Origin of the sequence: Arthrobacter sp. KBS0702, from assembly GCF_005937985.2 — a bacterium.
In the GTDB taxonomy this organism is placed as follows: Bacteria; Actinomycetota; Actinomycetes; order Actinomycetales; family Micrococcaceae; genus Arthrobacter.
In genome coordinates this window covers 410,031-431,999 of record NZ_CP042172.1, presented here as the reverse complement: position 1 = coordinate 431,999, position 21,969 = coordinate 410,031, and the positions used below count along the sequence as shown (strand labels likewise).

Here is a 21,969-nt window from a genome sequence, read left to right as displayed (position 1 = left end):
GGCGGCGCTAGAATGAGTGAAACCGAGGAGAGCCGACCATGCGTAAGACCCTGATCCCCACCCTGCTCGCCGTGATCACGGCCGCCGGACTGGCCGCCTGCGCATCCGGCGGCGGGCCTGCGCCGAGCGCCTCGCCCACCGGCACCACCTCCGCCTCGGCTTCGCCTTCCGCCAGCAGCCCGGGCTCGGGCACCCCGTCCGCCGACACGGAAACCACCGCCACGGCGCCGTCGCCGTCGGCCGCTGCCCCCACAGCCGGACCGGGGCAGGGCAACGCCGAACTCGCCATCATGGTCACGTCCGCCGAAGGTGGGAAGGCCACGAATTACACGCTGGTGTGCCAGAACGGTGTCCCGGCAGCGGAAAGCCAGCACCCGACCGCCGCCGCGGGATGCGCCGCCTTGAAGGCGAACGCGGCCCTGCTCAGCCCCGCCCCGCGGCCCACGGACAAGGTCTGCACCCAGCAGTACGGCGGGCCGGAGGAGGCGACCGTCACGGGTTCCGTGGACGGCAAGGCTGTCGAAGCCAAGTTCAGCCTGCGGGACGGCTGCGAGATCGCCCAGTGGAAGGCCGCCAAGGACATCCTGGGATCCACCGGTGGGGCTGTCTAAACTGCACCATCTCCCGCGGGACGAGTGGCTCCAGCGCGAAGCCGCCCACGTCCAGCGCGTCCGAACCTACGCGGATCCCTACCTCGCCCGGAGGTCGGCGGGCCAAAAACACCCGGTGGAGGACTTCCTCTTCACCTATTACACCCAGAAGCCCGGCCAACTGCTGCGCTGGCATCCCGGCGCCGGCGTCGTCCTCTCCGGAGCGGCGGCAGCGGCGCGCTCCGGCTGGAAGTACTACCGCATTCCCGACGCCGGGGAACTCGATGCTGCGGGCCTGGCGCCGGGCACGGATGCGGTGACGGTCGACGTCGAACGGTTCCTCAGCGAACGGCGCGAGGCCGTGCAGTTTGCCGGCATCATCCTGGCGGGTACGGCCGCACGGCCTGCGCAGTTCGGCTGCTTCGGGCTGCACGAGTGGGCCATGGTCTACCGGCAGGACAAGTTCGAACTGCGGCACGAGTACCTGAAACTGCGGCTGGGTTCCGAGCGGACGGACCGCGTGGTCGAGGACAACCGGATCCGTTGCTCGCATTTCGATGCCTTCCGGTTCTACACCCCCGACGCCGTGCCGCTGAACACCCTGGAGCCGAGCCGCGAGAACCAGCGGAGCATGGAACAGCCCGGCTGCCTGCACGCGAACATGGACCTCTACAAGTGGGCGTACAAGCTGGCGCCCGCGCTGCCCAGCGAGCTGGTCATGGACTGCTTCGAGCTCTCTTGGCGGATCCGCGCCATGGACATGCGCGCCTCCCCCTACGAGCTGAGCGAGTGGGGCTACCCGCCCATCCGGATCGAAACGCCTGAGGGCAAGGCCGAATACGTGGAGCAGCAGCGGGCGTTCGCCGCCGCCTCGCAGGACCTGCGCCGCCGGCTGCTGCTCGAACTCGCGCCGCTGCTGACGGCTGCCGGCGCCGCGGCTCCCCCGCTCCCCGCAGCCCAGGAAGGACTCCTATGACCGACCCTGCCGGAGTGGCCGCCCCGCACGACGTCGACCTCACGATCCGTCTGACGGAGGCACCGGGCACCCCGGAGCACACCTTCCGGCTGGTCGCCGACGGCGGCGCCCCCACCGCCGTCTCCTCCCTGCCCGACTCCGTTGCCGCGCTTGAGGCGCTCCGGCAGCATGGCGAGGACATCTTTTTCCCCGTGCCCGGACCGCCGAAGCTGTGCACCCAGCAGTACGGCGGCCCGCAGGTGGCTGTGGTCACCGGGCGCTATCTGGGCCGGGAAGTCCACTGCGAATTCAGCCGCACGGATGGCTGCGAAATCGCCCGCTGGCGTGCCCTCGCGCCGCTTTTGGGCGGCACCGCGGGATCCACCGGCGCCAGCTGAGGCCCGTGGTTTAAACGGCAATGGCCGGCGGTACCGACCGCCGGCCATTGCTGTTTCCAGGTGTTGCTAGATGGCGTTGTTCGGGGCTTCCGTCAGGTCCTGGTGCACAACCTTGGACTGCTCCTTCTTCACCTTGGCGCCCTTCTCCAGCTGGGCTGCGTTGCCGGTGCCGGCCTCGTCACCCGGGCCCACGTTGCTGGCCTGGTCCTCGGAGGTGGGGGCCACCATCGTGGTGCCGGCCGGCGACACGATGACATTGACGAAGGTCGGCTCGCTGGCGCCGGCGAAGGTCACCCGGCCGATGTAGGAGCCAACCGCGAGTCCGGTCCAGTTCAGCGAGAGCTTGCCGGCCTTGCCGTTGGCCAGCTTCAGCGGGTTCGGCGAGAGCGTGGCGTTGCCCACGTTGGCGCCGAGCACCGCAGCGTCAACGGACGCCTTACGCGCCTTGCCGTCCGGGCTGGAGTACAGGTTCGCGTAGATCGTGTACTTGCCGCCCGCCGGGTTGGCGATGGAGAGGGTCTCGCTGGAGGAGGAGGTGGCCACCTGCTCGACACCCCTCGGGGTCACGACCCACATGTCGAAGTCCGCGTTCGGGTCCGAGGAGATGACCGAGAACTTCGCCAGCGGCACTCCGGCCGGAACCTGGACGGTCTTGACGAACGTGGAGGCATCCGCACGGCCCGTGAAGGCACCCGGAACCAGTTCCACGGCCGAGGAATCCGCCTTGGAGAGACCGTCCAGGGTCATGCTGGTCTCGCCGTTCGTGCCGGAAACCACGGTGATGTCACCGGAGCCGGTAGCCGACTCGGTGGTGAAAGTGACATCCTTCGGAGCCACAACCGACTGCGGGCGGACCGAGATCGGCGAGGTGACGGTCCTGCCGGCACCTTCCCAGCTCAGCGAGCCCATGGCGAACTTGCCCAGCGCCGCACCCTGGTTTTCGAAAGTGACCTTGAACGTGCGCTGCTCGCCTGCTGCGGTGAAGTTCAGTGCGGCCGGAGCCACGCTGACCTTGATGCCCGGGACGTTGGCCGTGGCCTTGTAGACGCCCGGGGTCAGGGCGGTCACCGTGCGGGTTACCTCGATCTTGCCGGTGAGATTGCCCAGCGCGAACGACGGAACGTTCATGTCCCGCGGCTTGGTGCTGGACGGCAGGCCGAGGTCAACGCCGGTGCCCTGGATGAACTTCAGGTAGTCCTCGAAGTTGGCGTCATACACCAGGCCAGGATCCACCATGCGTGCCGGATCGACCTCGCCCGCGCCGGTGGCGTGGACGTCAGTGTTCTTGGATCCGTCGGCGTTAACCACGTTGCCCGCGGTCGTCATCATGGCGGACTTCACCATGGCGGGCGACCAGGACGGGTTCTTGCCCAGGAGCAGCGCGCCGAAACCGGCAACGTGCGGGGCGGCCATCGAGGTGCCCGACATGAAACCGAAGTTCGCCCCGCCTGAACCGATCGGCGAGACGCCGGCCAGGACAGCAACGCCGGGAGCGGAAACATCCGGCTTCAGCAGATCCGAGTTGGTCGCCAGCAGCGGCCCGCGGGAGGAGAAGCCGGCAATCTGCGGCTGGGCCTCGAGCGGGAGCCCGGTTGTGTCCTTGTTCACCAGGGAAACCTTGATGCCCGGGTTGGCCGTGACCTTGTCCTTGATGGCCTGGGTGGCCGGCGGGTTCACGTGGACGGTCGGGACCGAGTGCTGGTCCGTGTCCAGGGAGGAGTTGCTGAGGTTCACCAGGATCATGCCGACGCCGCCGCCGCGGGCGACCTCGGCGCTCTTGGCGACGCGGTCAACGACGCCGCGGTCGCAGACGACAACCTTGCCGGCGACCTTCGCCGGATCCAGCGTGCCAGGGCCGCAGAGCGCGGGGGACGACGGCGGGTTTGCGGCTGCCGCATTGGCAGCCAGCACGACGCCGGCGTCCTTCACTTCCCGGTTCATGATGCTGGCGCCGCGGAACTTGGTGCCATCGGCGAATTCCACCGTGCCCTGAAGCTCCTGGGAGAAGCTGCTGGCGGCGACCGTGGTGACCCAGGGGGCGCCGTGGTTGACGGTGCTGGCCGTGGGGCCGGAGTTGCCGGCGGAGGCGGCCACGAAGATGCCGGTGGACGCGGCGTTCAGGAAGGCAACGGAGACCGGGTCGATGACCGAGGTCGCGGAGCCGGAGATCGAGTAGTTCAGGACGTCCACGCCGTCAGCCATGGCCTGTTCCACCGCAGCGACCGAGGAGGAGCTGTAGCAGCCGCCGGTGTTGGGGTCGGTGTCTTCCCAGCAGACCTTGTAAACGGAGAGCTTCGCGGCGGGTGCGATGCCGCTGGTCAGGCCGAAGCTGCGGCCGTCAACGAACGTCTCGACGTCCTTGTTGCCGGCGGAGGTGCTTGCCGTGTGGGTGCCGTGGCTGGCCACGTCGACCGGGGAGAGCTGCTCCTCCGGGGCGCGGTTGCCGGCGGGAACGTAGCGCAGGAAGTCCTCGGCGAAGTAGTGCGCGCTCAGGACCTTGGAGTTGCAGGCAGAGCCGTCGAAGGCTGCTCCGGTTCCGGTGCCCTTCTGGCACTCGCCAACAAACGTCTCACCGTCGGCCTTGAGCATGGCGATCTTGCCGTCCGCCGTGCGGTAGGGAACGCCGACGACGGGGTCGCCGACGAGCGGCTTGACCTCTTCACCGGCGAAGAATGCGCTGCCCGGGGTGTACCCGGTGTCGATGACGCCGACGACGACGCCCTTGCCCGCTGCGTCCTGGCCGCCGAACTTGGTGTTCCAGGTTCCGTTCGCGCCGCTGAGCTTGAGGAAATCGGTGCTGGAGTAATCCGGGGCGTTTTCCGTATCAGGGGCGACCACCAGGACGCTCGGGTCCTTGGCGAGTTTGATGGCCTGGTCCGTGGTGAGCGTGGCGCTGAAGCCGTTGACCGCAGCCGAGAACTGGCGCTGGATCTTGACGTCCTGCTTGCCGGCGACCTCCGCCTGCTTCTTCTCCAGGTGGGCCCGGTAGTTCTTCACCTCGGCCTTGTTGGTGTCGAGTTTCTTGCCCTTGGCAGGCTTCGTGGCCGGCAGCCCGTCCGTGGTGCCGTCGTAGGTGGCCGCCGGCTTTTCAGCGAGCAGGACGATGTAGCGGCCGTCCGGGTAGCTGGCGGGGTCCAGATTCTTCTGCGCGATCCCTGCGACGGTGGAGCCCTGGCCCGGCGCAGCAGTGGCGGGCGAGATGGCAACTGTGGAGAGGAGAACGGGCAAGCCCAGGGTCAGCGCCACTGCCCTCCGGAGTCCCCCGCTTCGAAGGAAGCTCTTTCCTGGTGATTTCACGAGTGATTTGAACCTTTCAGAAGGAACGGTCCCGGCGCCATTGCCGGGGACGACGGACTGGTTACGGGGAGGAGAACAGGAGTTGACTCTCGCCCACCGGCGGATACCAGCCGATTCATACAGTACAGACTGAGAGGCAGATATGACATAGAACACAAGGACAATTCTGGATTGGTCATATTGGTCAACAAAGCGCGTCGTTCCGGAGGCATGGCAAAGCCGGGACAGCTGCGCCATCCCGGCGGGTGCCGCCTGGCGGCGGGGCAATATGGGGGTTGTTAAACGCTAATGACTGGCGGGGCTACTGGCGCGGCGTCCGGACAACCTCGCTGATCCACGCTTTGGTTTTCTCATCCAGCGGGCCGGCCACGTTGCTAGCCCGGTACGCACGGTCGGCCTTGATCTTCTGCAGCACCATCCGGCCGAGGCCCGCAAAGACGGCGGCAGCGAGCACGGGAAGCAGGACGGATCTCGGTTTCTCAGCCATGCCCACATCCTACTGAGCGCCATCGTCGCAGACCATAGCCGCGGCCCCCGCCTTGTCACGAATACGGCGGGGCCCGCGGGGCCCGGTAGAATGAGGGTGCAAGCTCGCGGAGCGCCCGTTCCATGTTGTCCTTAAACACTGCTGTCCTCACCACACAGCGGATCGGCGTGAGACGGCACTACTCCGCTGCGCCCTTACCCAATGCTCACGCACAGGAGTTACCGGATGCCCCGGATCGTTGTCGACGTCATGCCCAAGCCCGAGATTCTCGACCCGCAGGGGAAGGCCATCGTGGGTGCACTGCCCCGCCTGGGCTTCACTGCGTTCAGCTCTGTCCGCCAGGGCAAGCGCTTCGAACTGACCGTCGACGGCGAGGTGACCGAGGAGATCCTGGCCCAGGCCAGGAACGCGGCGGAAACCTTGCTCTCCAACCCGGTCATCGAAGACGTCGTCAACGTCGAGGTCGTCGAGGCCTGAGATGACTGAACTCCCCCTGATCGGCGAGGCTGTTGCCGTCGCCGCGCACCCCCGGCTCGCCGGTGCGCGGATCGGCGTCGTCACCTTCCCCGGCACCCTCGATGACCGCGACGCCGCGCGTGCAGTGCGTCTGGCCGGCGCAACCCCGGTGCCGCTCTGGCACGCTGACACCACCCTGGGCGACGTCGACGCCGTCGTGATCCCCGGCGGTTTCTCCTACGGCGACTACCTACGCGCCGGCGCCATCGCCCGGTTCGCGCCGCTGATGGCCAAGATTATCGACGCCGCCAACTCGGACGCCCGGCTGCCCGTCCTCGGCATCTGCAACGGCTTCCAGATCCTGACGGAGTCGCACCTGCTGCCCGGTTCGATGATCAAAAACGACCACCTGAAGTTCCTCTGCCGCGACCAGATCCTGCGGGTGGAAAACAACGCCACCGACTGGACGCGCGACTACGCCGTCGGCCAGGAGATCACGGTGCCGCTGAAGAACCAGGACGGCCAGTACATCGCCGACGAGAAGACCCTCGACGCCCTGGAGGCGGAGGGTCGCGTGGTGTTCCGCTACGTCGGCTGGAACCCGAACGGCTCACGGCGCGACATCGCCGGCATCTCCAACGCTGCCGGCAACGTCGTGGGCCTCATGCCGCACCCCGAGCACGCCGTCGAGACCGGCTTCGGCCCGGAGACGGGCGCCGGGACCGAGGGCCTCGGCTTCTTCACCTCTGTCCTGAACACGATCGTGGGAGACAACAAATGACGGAGACCCCCGCAGTGGCGGCGCCCGAGCAGACCGCCAGGAAGTTCAACATCGACACCGTGGAGAACGCGGCGAAGACCCCTGACGTCGAGCTTCCCTGGGCCGAGCTGGGCCTGAAGGAAAACGAATTCGACGAGGTCGTCAAGGTTCTGGGCCGCCGCCCGACCGGCGCCGAGCTCGCCATGTACTCGGTGATGTGGAGCGAGCACTGCTCCTACAAGTCCTCCAAGAACCACCTGCGCCAGTTCGGCGAAAAGGTGACCGAGGAGATGAAGAAGGACATGCTCGTGGGCATCGGCGAGAACGCCGGTGTCACGAACCTGGGCGACGGCTGGGCCGTGACGTTTAAGATCGAGTCGCACAACTCGCCGTCGTTCGTGGAGCCCTATCAGGGCGCCGCGACCGGCATCGGCGGCATTGTCCGCGACATCATCTCGATGGGTGCCCGCCCGGTGGCCGTGATGGATCCGCTGCGCTTCGGCGCCATCGACCACCCGGACACCGCCCGCGTCATGCACGGCGCGGTGGCCGGCATCGGCGGCTACGGCAACTCCCTGGGCCTGCCGAACATCGGCGGCGAGATGGTCTTCGACTCCGTCTACCAGGGCAACCCGCTGGTCAACGCCCTCGCGGTCGGGGTCATGCGGCACGAGGACATCCGCCTCGCCAACGCCTCCGGCAAGGGCAACAAGGTGGTGCTCTTCGGTGCCCGGACCGGCGGCGACGGGATCGGCGGAGCCTCCGTGCTGGCCTCCGAATCCTTCGACGACACCAAGCCGTCCAAGCGCCCCGCCGTCCAGGTGGGCGACCCCTTCGCCGAGAAGGTCCTGATCGAGTGCTGCCTGGAGCTGTTCAAGGGCTCCCTCGTTGAAGGCATCCAGGACCTCGGCGCCGCGGGCATTTCCTGCGCCACGTCCGAGCTCGCCTCCAACGGCGACGGCGGCATGGAAGTCGAGCTGACCTCCGTCCTGCTCCGCGACCCCACCCTGACGCCGGGCGAGATCCTGATGTCAGAGTCGCAGGAACGCATGATGGCCGTGGTCACGCCGGAGAACATCGCCGCGTTTGAAGCGGTGATGGACAAGTGGGCCGTGGAGTACTCCTGGCTGGGCGAGGTGACGGACACCGGCCGCCTGATCATCACTTGGGAGGGCGAGGTGATTGTCGACGTCGACCCGCGCACCGTCGCCCACGACGGCCCGGTCTACGACCGCCCGTACGCCCGCCCGGAATGGCAGGACGCCGTCCAGACCGACTCTTTCACCGGCTCCGTGCAGGACACCGGCCGCCCGGCCGCCCCCGCTGAGCTGGCCGCCGCGGTCACCGAACTCGTCGCGTCGCCCAACATGTGCAGCAAGTCCTGGATCACCAACCAGTACGACCGCTACGTCGGCGGCAACACCGCCATGGCGTTCCCGGACGACGCCGGCGTGGTCCGCGTGGACGAGGAAACCGGCCTGGGCGTGGCCCTGGCCACCGACGCCAACGGCCGCTACACCTACCTCGACCCGTACCACGGCGCGCAGCTGGCGCTGGCCGAGGCATACCGCAACGTCGCCACCTCCGGCGCCGTGCCGATGGCCGTCAGCGACTGCCTGAACTTCGGCTCCCCGGAAGATCCCGACGTCATGTGGCAGCTGGCCGAAGCCATCCGTGGCCTGTCCGACGCCTGCATGGTCCTCGGCATCCCGGTCACCGGCGGCAACGTCTCGCTGTACAACCAGACCGGGACCACCCCCATCCACCCGTCCCCCGTGGTCGCCGTGCTGGGAAAGCTGGACGACGTCGCCCGCCGCACCTCTTCGGGTTGGAAGGAAGACGGCCAGGCCATCTACCTGCTGGGCACGACGGCGGCGGAACTGGACGGATCGGAATGGTCCAACCTGCGCGGACACCTCGGTGGCCTGCCGCCGGCGGTCGATCTGGCCGCCGAACGCGAACTCGGTGAAATCCTGATCAACGCCTCGCGCGACGGCATGGTGGACGCCGCGCACGACCTCTCCGAAGGCGGCCTCGCGGCGGCCCTCGTGGAGTCCTCGCTGCGCTACGGCGTCGGAGCCCGCATTTCGCTCCAGGACATGCTGGACCGCGACGGCGTGGACCTGTTCACCGCGCTGTTCTCCGAGTCCCAGGCCCGGGCCATCGTGGCGGTGCCCCGGTCCGAGGAGATCCGCTTCAAGGACATGTGCACGGCCCGCGGCTTCGCACACGTCCGGATCGGCGTCGTGGACGCCGAGAGCGGCAAGCTGGAGATCAACGGCGTCGACACCCTGGACCTCGACGCGCTCCGCGAAGCCCACGAGGGGACGCTGCCGAAGTACTTCGGCTAGTCCCCGCCACCTCCCTCGCCTCGCAAGCTCGGCCAGGGAACCCTGGCGGCGTGGGCCCACCCACCACCGGTTCCCTCGCCTCGCAAGCTCGGCCAGGGAACCCTGGCGGCGTGGGCCCACCCACCACCGGCTTAAGCGCGAACGGACACTTGGAGCCCTTTCCGAAGGGCCCCAAGTGTCCGTTCGCGCTTATGAGGTCAGTCGTCGCTGCGGAGTTCCCGCTGCCGGGCGCTGAGCAGCTCGAGTTCCGGCCGCGCGGCCACGAAGCGTTCGACGGCGGCCAGCACGTCCACGAGGTGGGCCCGGTCCGCCGCCACGAGCCCTGCGCCGATCACGGTGCGCCGGTACTGGTCGTGGTACTCGGCCTCGGTCACCGAAACGTCGAAGCGGCGCTTGAGCTCTGCCAGCACAGGCCGCACCACGGAGCGTTTCTCCTTCAGGCTGTGCACGTCGCCCAAGAGGACATCAAGTTCAATCCAGCCGATCCACATGGCACGTTCCTTCCCCGGCGGTCCTAGGCGATGGTGAGCTCGCCCATCCGGTCCCAGCCGTCGCCGTCGAGCTGGCGGCTGATGATCCGGGGGGTTTCGGCCAGCGCCTGCGGCATGTCGGCCATGGCCTGCTTGAAGTGGCTGCTGTTGACGTGGTCGCCGGCGGCGTCGTCCTTGAAGGCCTCGACCAGGACGAACTCATTGGGGTCGTCCACGCTGCGGGACCAGTCGAACCACAGGTTGCCGGGCTCCTGGCGGGTGGCCTGGGTGAAATCGTCCACGAGGCCGAGCCAGCGCTCGGCCCAGTCGGGCTTGACCTTGAATTTAACGACGATGAAGATCACGAGCTGTTGCCTTTCATTCGGAATTCCGGAGGTTCAATTCTGGCAGAGCCTCAGCAGGCGTCGATGGCCGCCCGGGCCCGTTCCTGCTGCTGCGGGGTGCCCACCCGTTCCGCCCACTGCTCGGCAAGCTGAAACTCCACCATCGCCTCGGTGCAGCGTCCGGCGTCGTGCAGGGTCCAGCCGAGGTTGTTGTGCAGCGCCACCATCCACCGCTTGGTCCTGGCGTCATGCACCGTGGACGCGTACTCCAGGGCGCTGCGGGTCCAGGCCTCGGCGTGGGCGGTGTCCGCGATCGCCAGCATGTGCAGGGCGTCGACGGCCAGGAATTCTTCGCCCAGGTGATCGGCGAGTTCGGCGGCCTGTTCGAACAGCGGAACCGCCATTTCGGCGTGGCCCCCGGAATTCAGCACCCGGCCGCGTTCCAGCAACACCCGCACGGCCACCGTGGGCTCGTCGCCGTCGATCGAGTCCAGCAAAGCGTCGGCTTCCTCGTACCGCCCCTGCAGCCCGATGGCCCGGCCCAGCTGGGTGGCGAACTCGGCCCGTTCGTCGTCGTCGTACGCCGGATCCGCGATCGCCGCGCGGAAGCGGGACTCCGAAAGGCCCGGGTCGTCAAAGTTCCACAATCGGTCAAGGGTCTGTTGGTTCAGCATCCACCTGCTCCTGCTCAGTTCACACCTGCGGCCAGTTCCTGTGCACTCCTAAGGTAGCGGGAAGTGACCAGCCGGCGCGCCCGGGCGGTGACGGCGCCGCCGGCCGCGTAGAACCAGTTCGAGGGCCCACCGAAGGCGGTGATCTTGATCAGGACCAGGCCCTTGTCGTCGAGTGAGATTTCGAACGACTCCTCGCCCCGGACCGGATGCCCGGGCAGCGTCCCGTAGCCGAACCCGGCGGACTGCGGGCCGCCGCCGGGGACCGGCCGGCGCACCCAGACCACCTCGCAGGGCGCGTCAATCCGGAACGGGCCGACGCCGAAGCCGCTCACCACGCGCGTCCCGGGAAGCACGACGTCGGACTCGGCCCGGACGCGCAGCCCGGCCCGCTTCTGCAGTTGCCAGGTCAGCATTCCCTGCACGGCGCGGCGGTAGGCGGCTTCGCCGTCGCCCACATAGGCCTGGATGACGACGCCGGCGCTGCCTTCGGGCAGCACACCGCTCTCGGTGGCCCCGATCCCGTCATAGTTCAGTTCCCCGCCGGCGATCCGCCGGCCGCTCACGTCCGGTCCTCCCCGCCGGCGAGGCGGGCCCAGCCAAGCTGCTCCTGCTGGCGGCGGCTCAGGGTGGCGACCACAAGGTCATAGGAGTCTTCCACCATGTCCCGGACCATCGAGTCGGGCAGGGCGCCGTCCAGCCGCACCCCGTTCCAGTGACGCTTGTTCAGGTGCCAGGCACCCGTGATCTCCGGGTGGGCGGACCGCAGCTGCTCGGCGAGGGCCGGTTCGCATTTCAGGCTCACAGCGAAGTCGTCCGGGTCCATCGCGGACAGGGCGAACATCTTGGCCTCGTGGCGGCTCCCGCCGGCCACCGCTGCACGGACCTTGAAGACCGACGTTTCAGGGCCGAAGGGGAAGTCTTCAAAAGCGCCGGGGAAGCCCAGGCAGATCCGGCGGAGCGCGGCGACATTCATGGATTAAGCCTACTTTCGTCCACCGACATTCTCCGGCCAGCGCGGGCGGTTCAGTCGACGCCGAGGAAGTCTTCGAGCAACACGACCTCAAGCCCGGCGGCCTGCTGCGCGGCCCGGAACGCGGCCAGGTCGGCGGCGAACTCCGGCCGGAAGTGCATCAACACGATGTCCCCCGGGCGCAGGGCATTGCCGTACTGGTAGTCCATCCGACCGGCGTTCGCCTTGGCCTCCCAGGTGACGATCGCCTTAATGCCCGCAGCCGCGGCTGCCTGCCGCATGACCGTGGAGTAGGCGCCCCCGGGCGGACGGAACAGTGTGGGGCGGCGCCCGAACTGCTGCTGGACGTAGTCCTGCATCCCGTTGATTTCCGCCAGCTGTTGCGGGTAGCCCAGCTGAGTGACCATGTTGATGTTGTGACTCACCGTGTGGTTCTCCACCAGGCTCCCCTGGGCGGCGAACTGTTTGAAGAACCCAGGATCCGCCTGCACAAAGTTTCGGGTGAGGAAGATGGTGGCGGGATAGTCGTAGTCGGTCATGAGGTCCACCATTTCCGGGGTCCGCGTGACGCCGTCGTCGATGGTCAGGAACACGACGGGATGCTTCGTGTCAATCTTGGTGAGGACGGGCGCGAGGCCGTGCTCCACCGGGGGCAGCTTGAAATCGGGAATGAAGCTGCGCCGGATGCGCTTGTTGCCCGGGCGCCGCAGGGTCTGCGGGGCCGCCAACGCCGCGGTTTTTGAACGTTCAGGAGTCAGCGCCGGCGGCAGCGCAGGACCCGGGGCGGACGGGGCCGCTTCGGCACCCACCGTGGTGGGTTCGGGAGTAGAGCATGCCGCCAAAGCCGCCGCCAGGGAGACCCCGAGGAACCCCAACGCGGCCCGGCGCCCGGGACGGGCTTGCAACGCGGGCTGGTGCACTTCGCACATGGGGAGATCCTGGGCTCGACGGAGGGGTGTCGGCAGAAGAGTAGCAGAGCAAAGTGTCCGGCCCGGGCAGCGAACCGCAGGCTTCGTCTAGAGGCCGAAACGCGGGGCTTCCTGGGCCGGGCAGGCATTCATAACAACGTCCAGGCCCGCTGCCGTGGCCCGGGCCGCGGCAGCCTCATCGATCACTCCCAGCTGCAGCCAGACGGCCTTGGCTCCGGCGGCGATCGCCTGGTCCACCACGTCGCCCACCTTCCGAGAATTCACGAAGCAGTCCACGACGTCGAGGGGATGCTTGGCCGCCGGAATGTCGGCCAGCCTGGCGTAGCCGGTCTCGCCGTGCACAGGGTCGGCCGGAAGGTTGACCGGGATGATCTCCATGCCAAGCCGGTCCCGGATGTACAGGGAGGTGTCATAGGCGGCACGCCATTCGTTGGTGGTCAGGCCCACGATCGCCCACCTTCCCTTGGTGCGCAAAAGCCGTTCGATGACTGCGGGGTCGTTTACGTGGGTCATCCGCACAGCCTACGTCTCCCTCCGGCGGCCGGGCCGCAGCGGACCGCCCGCCCGGCAGGGTGTCCCGAACAATCGGCAGATGAACCGTCCGGGACGGCGGAGTGTCCGAATATTACGCGGCGGATTTGGGGTAAACCAGCGTTTCCGTTTTAGTGGGTAGTGACCATCCCGAGCGGCCGAGAGACCTGGATCGATGAAGCCGCAGCAACCCTGGTCGTCGGAGTTCCTCCCCGGAATCCGCCGACAGCAAGGCAACGAGCCACGGGAGCGGCCGGACCGACGATCCGGCCGGAGGCTCGTTCCGTAGGGTGCTACTGCCAGGACCGATGGAGTAACCCTATGACTGCTGTCCTGTCCCCCTCCCCGACCGAGGCGTCAGCCGACGCCCCCGGGGCGCCCCACCCTACCCCTGCCCTGCCGGTGTCCTTCCGCGGGTTGCGCCGGGCCTTCGGCCCAGGCGCCGAGGCGCGCACCGTGCTGCGGGACGTGGACTTCGACGTCCGCGCCGGAGAAGTCCTCGCCATCCTCGGCACGTCCGGCTGCGGGAAATCCACCCTGCTGCGCGCCACCGCGGGCCTCGACGCCCCCAGTTCCGGGAGCGTGGAGATCGACGGCGCCCCGGTCCGGGGTGTGGATTCCCGCTGCGCCTTCGCCTTCCAGGAGCCGCGCCTGCTGCCGTGGCACACCCTGCAGGCCAACATCGCTATCGGCCTGCCCACCGGCGTCAGCGCCCGCGACGGCAAGGCCAAGGTTGCCCGGCTCCTCGGACTGGTGGGCCTGCAGGACTTCGCCAAGCACCGGCCGCGCGAGGTCTCCGGCGGCATGGCCCAGCGCGCCTCGCTGGCCCGGGCCCTGGCCCGCAACCCCGGCGTGCTGCTGCTTGACGAACCCTTCGGCGCCCTCGACGCCCTGACCCGGATCAAGATGCAGGACCTGCTGCTGGAGGTCCACCGGGCCGAGCCGACCACCGTGCTGCTCGTGACCCACGACGTCGACGAGGCCCTCCAGCTCGCCGACCGCATCATCGTCCTCGGCCGGGAAAGCAGCGCAGGACCGGCCGCCGCGGCGCCGGGCGCCACGATCATCCGGACCGTCGACGTGCCCGGGGACCGCCCGCGCGACCGGGCCTCGGCTGAGCTGGCCAGGCTGCGGGCCTCGCTTCTGGCGAGCCTCGGCGTCGACGGCCACTAACCGCACCGCTTCCCGCACCGGCCGGACGCGCCGCGGGAAGCGCCTGCCGCTCCCGCCTCCACTCTTTCCCCATCCGCACCGTTCGCACCGTTCTCAAAGGAACCTCCATGTCTGTCGCCCGCAATACCACCCGCCGCGCCTCCCGCCGCACGCTCCTCACCGCCGCGGCCGTCTCCGCAGCCCTGGCCCTCACGGGCTGCGTGGCCGGCGAAGGCTCCGGCCAGCCGACCGCCGGTTCCAACGCCGCGGGTGGCACCCTCAACATTGACTTCGCCACGTACAACCCGCTGAGCCTCGTGATCAAGAAGAAGGGCTGGCTTGAGACGGCCCTCAAGGACCAGGGTGTGACCGTCAAGTGGGTCCAGTCGGCGGGCTCCAACAAGGCCAACGAGGCCCTTCGGTCCGGAGCGATCGACGTCGGTTCCACCGCCGGCTCCGCCGCGCTCCTGGCCAAGGCCAACGGTTCGCCGATCAAGGCCATCGACATCTTCTCCCAGCCCGAGTGGGCGGCCCTGGTGACCAAGCAGGGATCCGGCATCAGGAAGGTGGCGGATCTGAAGGGCAAGTCGGTAGCCGCCACGAAGGGCACGGATCCGTACTTCTTCCTGCTCCAGTCGCTGTCCGAGGCCGGGCTCTCAGCCAAGGACGTCACGGTGCAGAACCTGCAGCACGCGGACGGCCGCGCCGCCCTGGACAACGGCTCTGTCGACGCCTGGTCCGGTTTGGACCCGATCATGGCGGGCGCGGAGCAGAAGGGCGCCACGCTGTTCTACCGGAACCTCTCCTTCAACACCTACGGCTTCCTGAACGCCACGGAATCCTTCCTGAAGGACAAGCCGAAGCAGGCTCAGGCCGTCGTCAACGCCTACGAGAAGGCCCGGGCCTGGGCCGCGGCCAACCCGGACGAAACCGCACAGATCCTCGCCGACGCGGCCGGCCTGGACCTCGCCGTCGCGAAGACCGTGGTGCTGCAGCGCAGCAACCTCAACGTCAACCCGGCCCCGGGCGAGGCGCAGCGCAAGGTTCTCGCCAAGATCGGGCCGACGTTCGTCGAGACCGGGGACGTCGCGAGCCAGAAGCAGATCGACGACGCCGTCGCCTCCCTGCTCGATGACTCGCTGGTGAAGAAGGCGGATGCGTCCGCCATCAAGGATTCGTAATGAGCCGCCTCGAAGCCCCCGCCCTCACCGGCGACAGCAGCCGGCGAGCTGCAGCCCTCCCCGCACCTTCCGCGTCCCGGGCGGGGATCCTCGCCAACGGCTGGGCGCGGCTGCTCCTTGGACTGCTCATCCCCGTTGCGGTGCTGGCCGCCTGGCAGCTGTCGACGGCTGCCGGGGTGTTCAGCGTGGTCCAGCTCCCGCCGCCGGCCATGGTGCTGGAGGCCGGCCTGGATCTGCTGCAGCGCGGGCAGCTCGGCCAGCACATCGCGATCTCGACCCAGCGGGTGCTGATCGGCTTCGCGGCCGGGGCGGCGCTGGGGCTGGTTTTCGGATCGCTCGTGGGCCTGTCCCGGTTCGCCGACGCCCTCCTCGCGCCGACCATCGGGGCTCTCCGGGCCGTCCCCTCGCTGGCCTGGGTGCCGCTGCTCATCCTCTGGATGAAGATCGGCGAGGACTCCAAGATCACCCTGATCCTGATCGGCGCGTTCTTCCCGGTCTTCACCACGGTCTCGCTGGCGCTGCGCCACGTGGACCGGAACCTGGTGGAAGCGGCGCGGGCGTTCGGGCTCAACGGCGTGAAGCTGCTGACCACCGTCCAACTGCCGGCCGTGGTTCCTGCCGTGTTCTCCGGCCTCCGGCTGGCCCTGGCCCAGGCCTGGCTGTTTCTGGTGGCGGCCGAACTCATCGCTTCCTCGATGGGACTCGGTTTCCTGCTCACGGACTCCCAGAACAACGGCCGCACGGACCGGCTCCTGCTGGCGATCGTGCTGCTGGCCGTGATCGGCAAGATCACCGACGCGCTGCTGGGCCTGGCCGAAAAATGGGCGGTGAAACGATGGGCGTGACCCTGACGGCCCCGGCCCTGCACGCACCGCAAACGGAGGCCGAGCGCATCGCCTTCTGGGAAGCCGCCGCGCTGCGCCTCGACTGGGCGGACGCCCCGGCCGGATCCCCGGACCGCTCCGGCAAGCCCTGGCACACCGCCCACCGCCGGGTCCCGGCCGACGTCGACGCCGGCACCGGTCCGGAGATCAGCTGGTTCGACGGCGGCCGGCTCAACGTCGCCACCAACTGCGTCGACCGCCATGTAGCGGCGGGACGCGGGGACAAGGTGGCACTGCACTTCGAGGGCGAGCCCGGCGACCGCCGCACCGTCACTTATGCCCAACTGCAGCGCGAGGTCTCCAAGGCGGCCAACGCCCTGCTGGAGCTCGGCATCGGCAAGGGCGACCGGGTGGTCATCTACCTCCCGGTGATCCCGGAAACGGTGATCATCACCCTGGCGGTGGCCCGGATCGGCGCCATCCATTCGCTCGTCTTCGGCGGTTTTTCCGCCGAGGCGCTCAAGTTCCGGGTGGAGGACACCGGGGCCAGGTTGCTGGTCACCACGGACGGGCAGTTCCGCCGCGGCGCAGCCGTGCCGGTCAAGGGAAACGCAGACGCTGCGGTTGCCGGGGAGAATGCGGTCGAGCACGTCCTGGTGGTCAACCGCACCACTGCACCGGAGTTCCTGCACACGGTCCCGATGACCGCGGGACGCGACGTGTGGTGGCACGACGTCGTCGGGCGCGCTTCCGAGGTCCACGAAGCGGAGGCGTTCGACGCCGAAACACCTCTGTTCATCATGTACACCTCCGGGACCACCGGCAAACCCAAGGGCCTGGTCCACACCTCGGGCGGTTACCTCACGCAGGCGTCGTGGAGTTTCGAGCACCTCTTCAGCAACCCGGACCCCGCCCTGCGGGACCGGGACGTCCACTGGTGCACCGCGGACCTCGCCTGGGTCACCGCCCACACTTACGAGCTCTACGGCCCGCTCTCCAACGGCGCCACCCAGGTTATCTTCGAAGGCACTCCGAACACCCCGCACCCGGGCCGGCACTTTGAGATCATCGAGCGCTACGGCGTCACGCAGTACTACACCGCCCCCACCCTGGTCCGTTCGCTGATGGGCTGGTTCCCGGACGGTGTCCCGGCCAGGTACGACCTGTCCTCCATCCGGCTGCTCGGCACCGTCGGCGAAGCCGTCAACCCCGAGGCGTGGCGCTGGTTCCGGGAGAACGTCGGAGCCGGCACGGCCCCCGTGGTCGACACGTGGTGGCAGTCCGAAACCGGCGCCACCATCCTCTCCCCCGCCCCCACGGACACCGACTTCAAACCCGGCTGCGCCGCCCGGCCGCTGCCCGGCGTCGCTACCCGGATCGTGGACGACGCCGGCAACACCGTCCCGCCGGGCGTCCAGGGCTTCATCGTGGTGGACGCCCCCGGCCCCGCCATCGCCCGGACCGTGTGGGGCAACCCGCGGCGCTACTTCGATTCCTACTGGCGCCAGTACGCCGAACAGGGCTGGTTCCTCGCCGGCGACGGCGCCAGGTACGACGACGACGGCGACATCTGGATACTCGGGCGGGTGGACGACACCCTGAACGTCTCCGGACACCTGCTCTCCACCATCGAGATCGAATCGGCTCTCGTCTCGCACCCGGACGTGGTGGAGGCCGGCGTGTGCCCCGTCGCGGACCCGAAGACCGGACACGCGATCGTCGCGTTCGTGGTGCTGAAGGATTCGGACGCGGTGTCCTCGCGCCGCTTAGCGTTCACGGACTCCCCCGAGCTCGCAAGCTCGCCCTGGGACCCCGGTCCGATCACTACACTCGCTCGTTCCTCGCTCGCGCGATGCGCGGCTACCGAGGACATCGCGTCCGAATTGAAAGCTCACGTCGCGAAGGCGATCGGGCCGATCGCGAAGCCGCGCGACGTCGTCGTCGTTCCGGATGTGCCGAAGACCCGCAGCGGCAAGATCATGCGCCGGCTGCTCACCCAGCTGTTCGAGGGCAGCGCGCTCGGTGACACGACCTCGCTCCAGAACGAACCATCCATCGCGGACATCCAGGATGTCCTGCGGACTCGAAATACCCCAGAAGTAAGGAACACCCATGACTGACATCAGCAGCGTTGCCCGTCTTTCCGAACCGCTCAAGTTCGCCTACTGGGTCCCAAACGTCTCCGGCGGCCTGGTGGTCTCCACCATCGAGCAGCGCACCGGCTGGGACTTCGAGTACAACAAAAAGCTTGCCCGGATCGCGGAAAACTCCGGCTTCGAATATGCCCTGACCCAGACCCGGTACGCCGCCTCCTACGGCGCGGACAAGCAGCACGAGGCCACCTCCTTCAGCCTCGCCCTGCTGGCCGCGACCGAGCGGCTCAGGGTGATCTCCGCCGTCCACCCGGGCATGTGGCACCCCGGCGTGCTGGCGAAATACATCATCACCGCGGACCACATCTCCAACGGCCGCGCCGCCGTGAACATCGTCTCCGGCTGGCTCAAGGACGAGTTCACCAACTTCGGCCTCGAATGGCTGGAGCACGACGAACGCTACGTCCGCACCGAGGAGTTCATCCGGGTGCTCCGTGGGCTCTGGACCGAGCGGGAGTACAGCCAGTCCGGCAAGTACTACAACATCACCGACTTCACCCTCCAGCCGGCCCCCGTGGCCGTGCCCGGACGCGCGCACCCGGAGATCTTCTTCGGCGGCAACTCCACCGCGGCACAGGCCACGGCCGGCCGGGTCGCCGATTGGTACTTCTCCAACGGCAAGGACCTCGAAGGGTTCAAGGAGAACATTGCCGGCGTCGTGGCCTCCGCAGTTGAGGCCCAGCGGGGCACCGGGGGCGCGCTGGGTTCCCCGCGGTTCGGCCTCAACGGCTTCGTCATCGCCCGGGATTCCGAGAAGGAAGCCCGGGACACCCTGCGCGAGATCGTCGAGAAGGCGCACAGGCCCGCCGTCGAGGGGTTCCGGGCCGCGGTCCAGGAGGCCGGCGCGTCCACCAAGGACGGCAAAGGCATGTGGGCCGATTCCAGCTTCGAGGACCTGGTCCAGTACAACGACGGCTTCAAGACGCAGCTGATCGGCACCCCGGAGCAGATCGCCGAGCGGATCGTGGAGTACAAGAAAATCGGTGTGAACCTGTTCCTCACCGGGTACCTGCACTTCCAGGAGGAGGTGGCAGCGTTCGGTACGGACATCCTGCCGATCGTCCGTGAACTTGAGGCCGATCTCGCCCGCAAGAACGGCACGGAACTTGTCCCAACCCCGGCCGCGACCGGCGCTACCGGCAAGCTGGTGAACGCATAATGGCTGACCGCAAGTTCGGGTTCCGCACCCGTGCCCTGCACGCCGGGGGCACCCCCGACGCCGAGCACGGCGCCCGTGCGGTGCCGATCTACCAGACCACGTCCTTCGTGTTCAAGGACACCCAGGACGCCGCAAACCTCTTCGCGCTACAGAAGTACGGCAACATCTACTCCCGAATCGGCAACCCCACGGTTGCAGCCTTCGAGGAGCGGATCGCCTCCCTCGAGGGCGGCATCGGCGCCGTGGCCACGTCCTCGGGCATGGCCGCCGAGTTCATCACCTTTGCCGCGCTGACCCAGTCCGGGGACCACATCGTCGCGGCCTCCCAGCTCTACGGCGGCACGGTCACCCAGCTGGACGTCACGCTGCGCCGTTTCGGCGTGGACACCACGTTCGTCGCAGGCACCGACCCGGCGGACTACGCCGCGGCCGTCCGCGACAACACCAAGGCGATCTTCGTGGAGGTGGTAGCCAACCCCTCCTCCGAGGTCCAGGACCTGGCGGGGCTGGCGAAGGTGGCGCACGACGCCGGCATCCCGCTCGTCGTCGACGCCACCCTGAGCACCCCGTACCTGGTCCGGCCGATCGAGCACGGGGCGGACATCGTCATCCACTCCGCCACCAAGTTCCTCGGCGGCCACGGCACCACCCTCGGCGGCGTGGTCGTTGAGAGCGGCCGCTTCGACTGGGGCAACGGGAAGTTCCCGACCATGACCGAACCGGTGGCGTCCTACGGCAACGTCTCGTGGTGGGGCAATTTCGGCGAGTACGGTTTCCTCACCAAGCTGCGCTGCGAGCAGCTGCGTGACATCGGCCCCGCCCTGTCCCCGCAGTCGGCCTTCCAGCTGCTGCAGGGCGTCGAAACCCTCCCGCAGCGCCTGGATGAACACCTGAAAAACGCCCAGGCCGTGGCCGAATGGCTGGAGGCGGACGAGCGCGTGGCCTACGTGAACTACTCCGGCCTGCCCTCGCACCCGCACTTCGAGCGGGCGCAAAAGTACCTGCCGCTGGGACCCGGATCGGTGTTCTCGTTCGGCGTGAAGGGCGGACGTGCGGCGGGCCAGAAATTCATTGAGTCCCTGCAGCTGGCCTCGCACCTGGCCAACGTCGGAGACTCGCGGACCCTCGTGATCCATCCCGGTTCCACCACGCACCAGCAACTCAGCCCGGAACAGCTCGAATCCGCCGGCATCCCCGAGGACCTGGTCCGCATCTCGATCGGACTCGAGGACATCGAGGACATCCTCTGGGACCTCGACCAGGCCCTGGACGCCGCGTCGGAGACAGCAGCTCCGGATGCATCGTCGGCCGACACCTGCACGATCGGAGCAAGCGCATGAGCACGGAACAAACCAGGACCTGGACGGGGCCCTCGGCCCCGGAACGGCTTGCCCTGCTGCGGCAGGCGAAGTCCATCGCCATTGTGGGCGCCTCGGACAAGCCCTCCCGCGCGAGCTACTTCGTGGCAACCTACCTGCAGTCCTCCACCCGCTACAAGGTGTACTTTGTGAACCCGGTCGTAAAGGAAATCCTGGGCCAACCGACGTACGCCTCGCTCGCGGACCTGCCGGAAAGCCCGGACATTGTGGACGTCTTCCGCAAACACGACGACCTGCCCGGTGTGCTGGATGAGGCCATCGCAGCCGGCGCCAAGACGCTGTGGCTGCAGCTCGGCTCGTGGCACGAGGACGTCGCGAAGGAAGCCGAAGCTGCCGGACTCGACGTCGTGATGGACCGCTGCGTGAAGATCGAACATGCCCGGTTCCACGGTGGCCTGCACCTGGCCGGCTTCGACACCGGGGTCATCTCGGCCAGGCGGCAAGTCCTCGCCTAGCGGCACCCACTCGAACCGCCCTCGGATGTGATCGAATGGGCGGATGACACATCGCGTGGTGGTGGCCGCCCTGCTCGGCCCTGCGGGAATCCTGCTGTGCCGCAGGAGCCCGGCGTCCCTGGCCTATCCGGGCAGCTGGGACTTTCCCGGAGGTCACATCGAGGACGGCGAGTCCGCCGGGGACGCGTTGGTCCGGGAACTCCGCGAGGAGCTCGGCATCACCATCGAGCGGCCCCGGGGCGCGCCGTCGTTCCGCCTCAGCCGGGGCGACGGCGGGACCGCTTCACTGCAGCTGCAGGGCTGGGCCATCACGGGCTGGGACGGCGTGCCGTCGAACTGCGCGCCAGGGGAGCACACGGAGATCGGTTGGTTCGGGATTCCGCAGGCGCTCGGCCTGGACCTCGCCCACCACGAGTACCGCGAAGCGATCCCGCAGCTGCGCGGCGCTTAGTAG

At 68.3% G+C, this 21,969-nt stretch carries 23 protein-coding genes; 14 read left to right on the top strand and 9 right to left on the bottom strand.

The window, feature by feature from the left end:
• Nucleotides 1-38: 38 nt before the first annotated feature.
• From FFF93_RS02070 to FFF93_RS02060, 3 genes are read left to right on the top strand one after another with little or no spacing between them, the layout of a single operon-like run.
• Nucleotides 39-611, top strand: a complete 573-nt coding sequence (locus FFF93_RS02070) for an SSI family serine proteinase inhibitor (RefSeq protein WP_138767546.1) — start codon at nucleotides 39-41, stop codon at nucleotides 609-611.
• Nucleotides 598-1,566, top strand: coding sequence for a 3-methyladenine DNA glycosylase (locus FFF93_RS02065; RefSeq protein WP_138767547.1), 969 nt, complete (start codon nucleotides 598-600; stop codon nucleotides 1,564-1,566). Before FFF93_RS02070 ends, FFF93_RS02065 begins: the two co-directional genes overlap by 14 nt.
• Entirely contained in the window at nucleotides 1,563-1,943 is a 381-nt protein-coding gene (locus tag FFF93_RS02060; protein ID WP_138767548.1) for a serine protease inhibitor, read from the top strand. Before FFF93_RS02065 ends, FFF93_RS02060 begins: the two co-directional genes overlap by 4 nt.
• 66 nt (nucleotides 1,944-2,009) lie before the next feature.
• Here the strand turns inward: FFF93_RS02060 and FFF93_RS02055 are convergent, their stop codons facing one another.
• A complete protein-coding gene (locus FFF93_RS02055) occupies nucleotides 2,010-5,183 on the bottom strand; it encodes a S8 family serine peptidase (RefSeq protein ID WP_138770254.1) in 3,174 nt (1,057 codons plus the stop codon).
• Between the two features lie 358 nt (nucleotides 5,184-5,541).
• Nucleotides 5,542-5,727, bottom strand: coding sequence for a hypothetical protein (locus FFF93_RS02050; protein ID WP_138767549.1), 186 nt, complete (start codon nucleotides 5,725-5,727; stop codon nucleotides 5,542-5,544).
• Between the two features lie 225 nt (nucleotides 5,728-5,952).
• On the opposite strand from FFF93_RS02050, the gene purS reads away from it, so the two are divergent.
• The 3 genes from purS to purL are packed head-to-tail and all read left to right on the top strand — an operon-like array spanning nucleotide 5,953 to nucleotide 9,294.
• A complete protein-coding gene (purS, locus tag FFF93_RS02045) occupies nucleotides 5,953-6,204 on the top strand; it encodes a phosphoribosylformylglycinamidine synthase subunit PurS (protein WP_011690410.1) in 252 nt (83 codons plus the stop codon).
• Nucleotide 6,205: 1 nt separating this feature from the next.
• Nucleotides 6,206-6,964 (top strand): phosphoribosylformylglycinamidine synthase subunit PurQ, encoded by a 759-nt coding sequence (purQ, locus tag FFF93_RS02040; RefSeq protein WP_138767550.1) that lies wholly within the window; start codon nucleotides 6,206-6,208, stop codon nucleotides 6,962-6,964.
• Complete coding sequence (gene purL, locus FFF93_RS02035; protein ID WP_138767551.1) at nucleotides 6,961-9,294, top strand: phosphoribosylformylglycinamidine synthase subunit PurL; 2,334 nt, start codon at nucleotides 6,961-6,963, stop codon at nucleotides 9,292-9,294. Before purQ ends, purL begins: the two co-directional genes overlap by 4 nt.
• Nucleotides 9,295-9,491: 197 nt before the next feature.
• On the opposite strand, the gene FFF93_RS02030 is transcribed toward purL, so the two are convergent.
• The 7 genes from FFF93_RS02030 to FFF93_RS02000 form a co-directional block, all read right to left on the bottom strand.
• Nucleotides 9,492-9,785, bottom strand: coding sequence for a DUF503 domain-containing protein (locus FFF93_RS02030; protein ID WP_138767552.1), 294 nt, complete (start codon nucleotides 9,783-9,785; stop codon nucleotides 9,492-9,494).
• Between the two features lie 23 nt (nucleotides 9,786-9,808).
• On the bottom strand, nucleotides 9,809-10,129 hold the full coding sequence (locus FFF93_RS02025) for a putative quinol monooxygenase (RefSeq protein WP_138767553.1): 321 nt from the start codon (nucleotides 10,127-10,129) through the stop codon (nucleotides 9,809-9,811).
• Between the two features lie 50 nt (nucleotides 10,130-10,179).
• Nucleotides 10,180-10,782, bottom strand: coding sequence for a hypothetical protein (locus FFF93_RS02020; RefSeq protein WP_138767554.1), 603 nt, complete (start codon nucleotides 10,780-10,782; stop codon nucleotides 10,180-10,182).
• A gap of 14 nt (nucleotides 10,783-10,796) precedes the next feature.
• Nucleotides 10,797-11,345 (bottom strand): DUF1990 family protein, encoded by a 549-nt coding sequence (locus FFF93_RS02015; RefSeq protein ID WP_138767555.1) that lies wholly within the window; start codon nucleotides 11,343-11,345, stop codon nucleotides 10,797-10,799.
• Nucleotides 11,342-11,755: an MmcQ/YjbR family DNA-binding protein gene (locus FFF93_RS02010; RefSeq protein WP_138767556.1), complete on the bottom strand. Its 414-nt coding sequence runs from the start codon at nucleotides 11,753-11,755 to the stop codon at nucleotides 11,342-11,344. Before FFF93_RS02010 ends, FFF93_RS02015 begins: the two co-directional genes overlap by 4 nt.
• A gap of 50 nt (nucleotides 11,756-11,805) precedes the next feature.
• The gene (locus FFF93_RS02005) at nucleotides 11,806-12,681 is read right to left on the bottom strand and encodes a polysaccharide deacetylase family protein (protein ID WP_261375257.1); all 876 of its coding nucleotides are present in this window, start codon (nucleotides 12,679-12,681) and stop codon (nucleotides 11,806-11,808) included.
• Between the two features lie 87 nt (nucleotides 12,682-12,768).
• A complete protein-coding gene (locus FFF93_RS02000) occupies nucleotides 12,769-13,194 on the bottom strand; it encodes a CoA-binding protein (RefSeq protein WP_138767557.1) in 426 nt (141 codons plus the stop codon).
• A gap of 339 nt (nucleotides 13,195-13,533) precedes the next feature.
• On the opposite strand from FFF93_RS02000, the gene FFF93_RS01995 reads away from it, so the two are divergent.
• The 8 genes from FFF93_RS01995 to FFF93_RS01960 all read left to right on the top strand — a co-directional run bounded on the left by FFF93_RS01995 (nucleotide 13,534) and on the right by FFF93_RS01960 (nucleotide 21,966).
• Entirely contained in the window at nucleotides 13,534-14,385 is an 852-nt protein-coding gene (locus FFF93_RS01995; RefSeq protein ID WP_138767558.1) for an ABC transporter ATP-binding protein, read from the top strand.
• A 107-nt stretch (nucleotides 14,386-14,492) separates the two neighbouring features.
• Nucleotides 14,493-15,545 carry an aliphatic sulfonate ABC transporter substrate-binding protein gene (locus FFF93_RS01990; RefSeq protein ID WP_138767559.1) on the top strand — a complete coding sequence of 351 codons (1,053 nt, stop codon included), beginning with the start codon at nucleotides 14,493-14,495 and terminating at the stop codon, nucleotides 15,543-15,545.
• Nucleotides 15,545-16,390, top strand: coding sequence for an ABC transporter permease (locus FFF93_RS01985; RefSeq protein WP_138767560.1), 846 nt, complete (start codon nucleotides 15,545-15,547; stop codon nucleotides 16,388-16,390). Before FFF93_RS01990 ends, FFF93_RS01985 begins: the two co-directional genes overlap by 1 nt.
• Nucleotides 16,381-18,489 (top strand): acetate--CoA ligase, encoded by a 2,109-nt coding sequence (locus FFF93_RS01980; RefSeq protein ID WP_138770256.1) that lies wholly within the window; start codon nucleotides 16,381-16,383, stop codon nucleotides 18,487-18,489. The genes FFF93_RS01985 and FFF93_RS01980 overlap by 10 nt, the downstream gene beginning before the upstream one ends.
• Entirely contained in the window at nucleotides 18,482-19,681 is a 1,200-nt protein-coding gene (gene sfnG / locus FFF93_RS01975; RefSeq protein WP_138767561.1) for a dimethylsulfone monooxygenase SfnG, read from the top strand. The genes FFF93_RS01980 and sfnG overlap by 8 nt, the downstream gene beginning before the upstream one ends.
• Nucleotides 19,681-21,021, top strand: a complete 1,341-nt coding sequence (locus FFF93_RS01970) for an O-acetylhomoserine aminocarboxypropyltransferase/cysteine synthase family protein (RefSeq protein WP_138767562.1) — start codon at nucleotides 19,681-19,683, stop codon at nucleotides 21,019-21,021. The genes sfnG and FFF93_RS01970 overlap by 1 nt, the downstream gene beginning before the upstream one ends.
• On the top strand, nucleotides 21,018-21,515 hold the full coding sequence (locus FFF93_RS01965; RefSeq protein WP_138767563.1) for a CoA-binding protein: 498 nt from the start codon (nucleotides 21,018-21,020) through the stop codon (nucleotides 21,513-21,515). The genes FFF93_RS01970 and FFF93_RS01965 overlap by 4 nt, the downstream gene beginning before the upstream one ends.
• 43 nt (nucleotides 21,516-21,558) lie before the next feature.
• On the top strand, nucleotides 21,559-21,966 hold the full coding sequence (locus tag FFF93_RS01960; protein WP_138767564.1) for an NUDIX domain-containing protein: 408 nt from the start codon (nucleotides 21,559-21,561) through the stop codon (nucleotides 21,964-21,966).
• Nucleotides 21,967-21,969 lie beyond the last annotated feature (3 nt).

Excerpts from the sequence above, each read along its gene's own strand:
- sfnG (WP_138767561.1), top strand. The coding sequence starts at position 18,482 with ATGACTGACATCAGCAGCGTTGCCCGTCTTTCCGAACCGCTCAAGTTC.
- FFF93_RS01995 (WP_138767558.1), top strand. The coding sequence starts at position 13,534 with ATGACTGCTGTCCTGTCCCCCTCCCCGACCGAGGCGTCAGCCGACGCC.
- purS (WP_011690410.1), top strand. The coding sequence starts at position 5,953 with ATGCCCCGGATCGTTGTCGACGTCATGCCCAAGCCCGAGATTCTCGAC.
- FFF93_RS01965 (WP_138767563.1), top strand. The coding sequence starts at position 21,018 with ATGAGCACGGAACAAACCAGGACCTGGACGGGGCCCTCGGCCCCGGAA.
- FFF93_RS02010 (WP_138767556.1), bottom strand. The coding sequence starts at position 11,755 with ATGAATGTCGCCGCGCTCCGCCGGATCTGCCTGGGCTTCCCCGGCGCT.
- FFF93_RS02020 (WP_138767554.1), bottom strand. The coding sequence starts at position 10,782 with ATGCTGAACCAACAGACCCTTGACCGATTGTGGAACTTTGACGACCCG.
- FFF93_RS02070 (WP_138767546.1), top strand. The coding sequence starts at position 39 with ATGCGTAAGACCCTGATCCCCACCCTGCTCGCCGTGATCACGGCCGCC.
- purL (WP_138767551.1), top strand. The coding sequence starts at position 6,961 with ATGACGGAGACCCCCGCAGTGGCGGCGCCCGAGCAGACCGCCAGGAAG.
- FFF93_RS01985 (WP_138767560.1), top strand. The coding sequence starts at position 15,545 with ATGAGCCGCCTCGAAGCCCCCGCCCTCACCGGCGACAGCAGCCGGCGA.
- FFF93_RS02000 (WP_138767557.1), bottom strand. The coding sequence starts at position 13,194 with ATGACCCACGTAAACGACCCCGCAGTCATCGAACGGCTTTTGCGCACC.
- FFF93_RS02005 (WP_261375257.1), bottom strand. The coding sequence starts at position 12,681 with ATGTGCGAAGTGCACCAGCCCGCGTTGCAAGCCCGTCCCGGGCGCCGG.
- FFF93_RS02050 (WP_138767549.1), bottom strand. The coding sequence starts at position 5,727 with ATGGCTGAGAAACCGAGATCCGTCCTGCTTCCCGTGCTCGCTGCCGCC.
- FFF93_RS01980 (WP_138770256.1), top strand. The coding sequence starts at position 16,381 with ATGGGCGTGACCCTGACGGCCCCGGCCCTGCACGCACCGCAAACGGAG.
- FFF93_RS02030 (WP_138767552.1), bottom strand. The coding sequence starts at position 9,785 with ATGTGGATCGGCTGGATTGAACTTGATGTCCTCTTGGGCGACGTGCAC.
- FFF93_RS02060 (WP_138767548.1), top strand. The coding sequence starts at position 1,563 with ATGACCGACCCTGCCGGAGTGGCCGCCCCGCACGACGTCGACCTCACG.
- purQ (WP_138767550.1), top strand. The coding sequence starts at position 6,206 with ATGACTGAACTCCCCCTGATCGGCGAGGCTGTTGCCGTCGCCGCGCAC.
- FFF93_RS01990 (WP_138767559.1), top strand. The coding sequence starts at position 14,493 with ATGTCTGTCGCCCGCAATACCACCCGCCGCGCCTCCCGCCGCACGCTC.
- FFF93_RS01960 (WP_138767564.1), top strand. The coding sequence starts at position 21,559 with ATGACACATCGCGTGGTGGTGGCCGCCCTGCTCGGCCCTGCGGGAATC.
- FFF93_RS01970 (WP_138767562.1), top strand. The coding sequence starts at position 19,681 with ATGGCTGACCGCAAGTTCGGGTTCCGCACCCGTGCCCTGCACGCCGGG.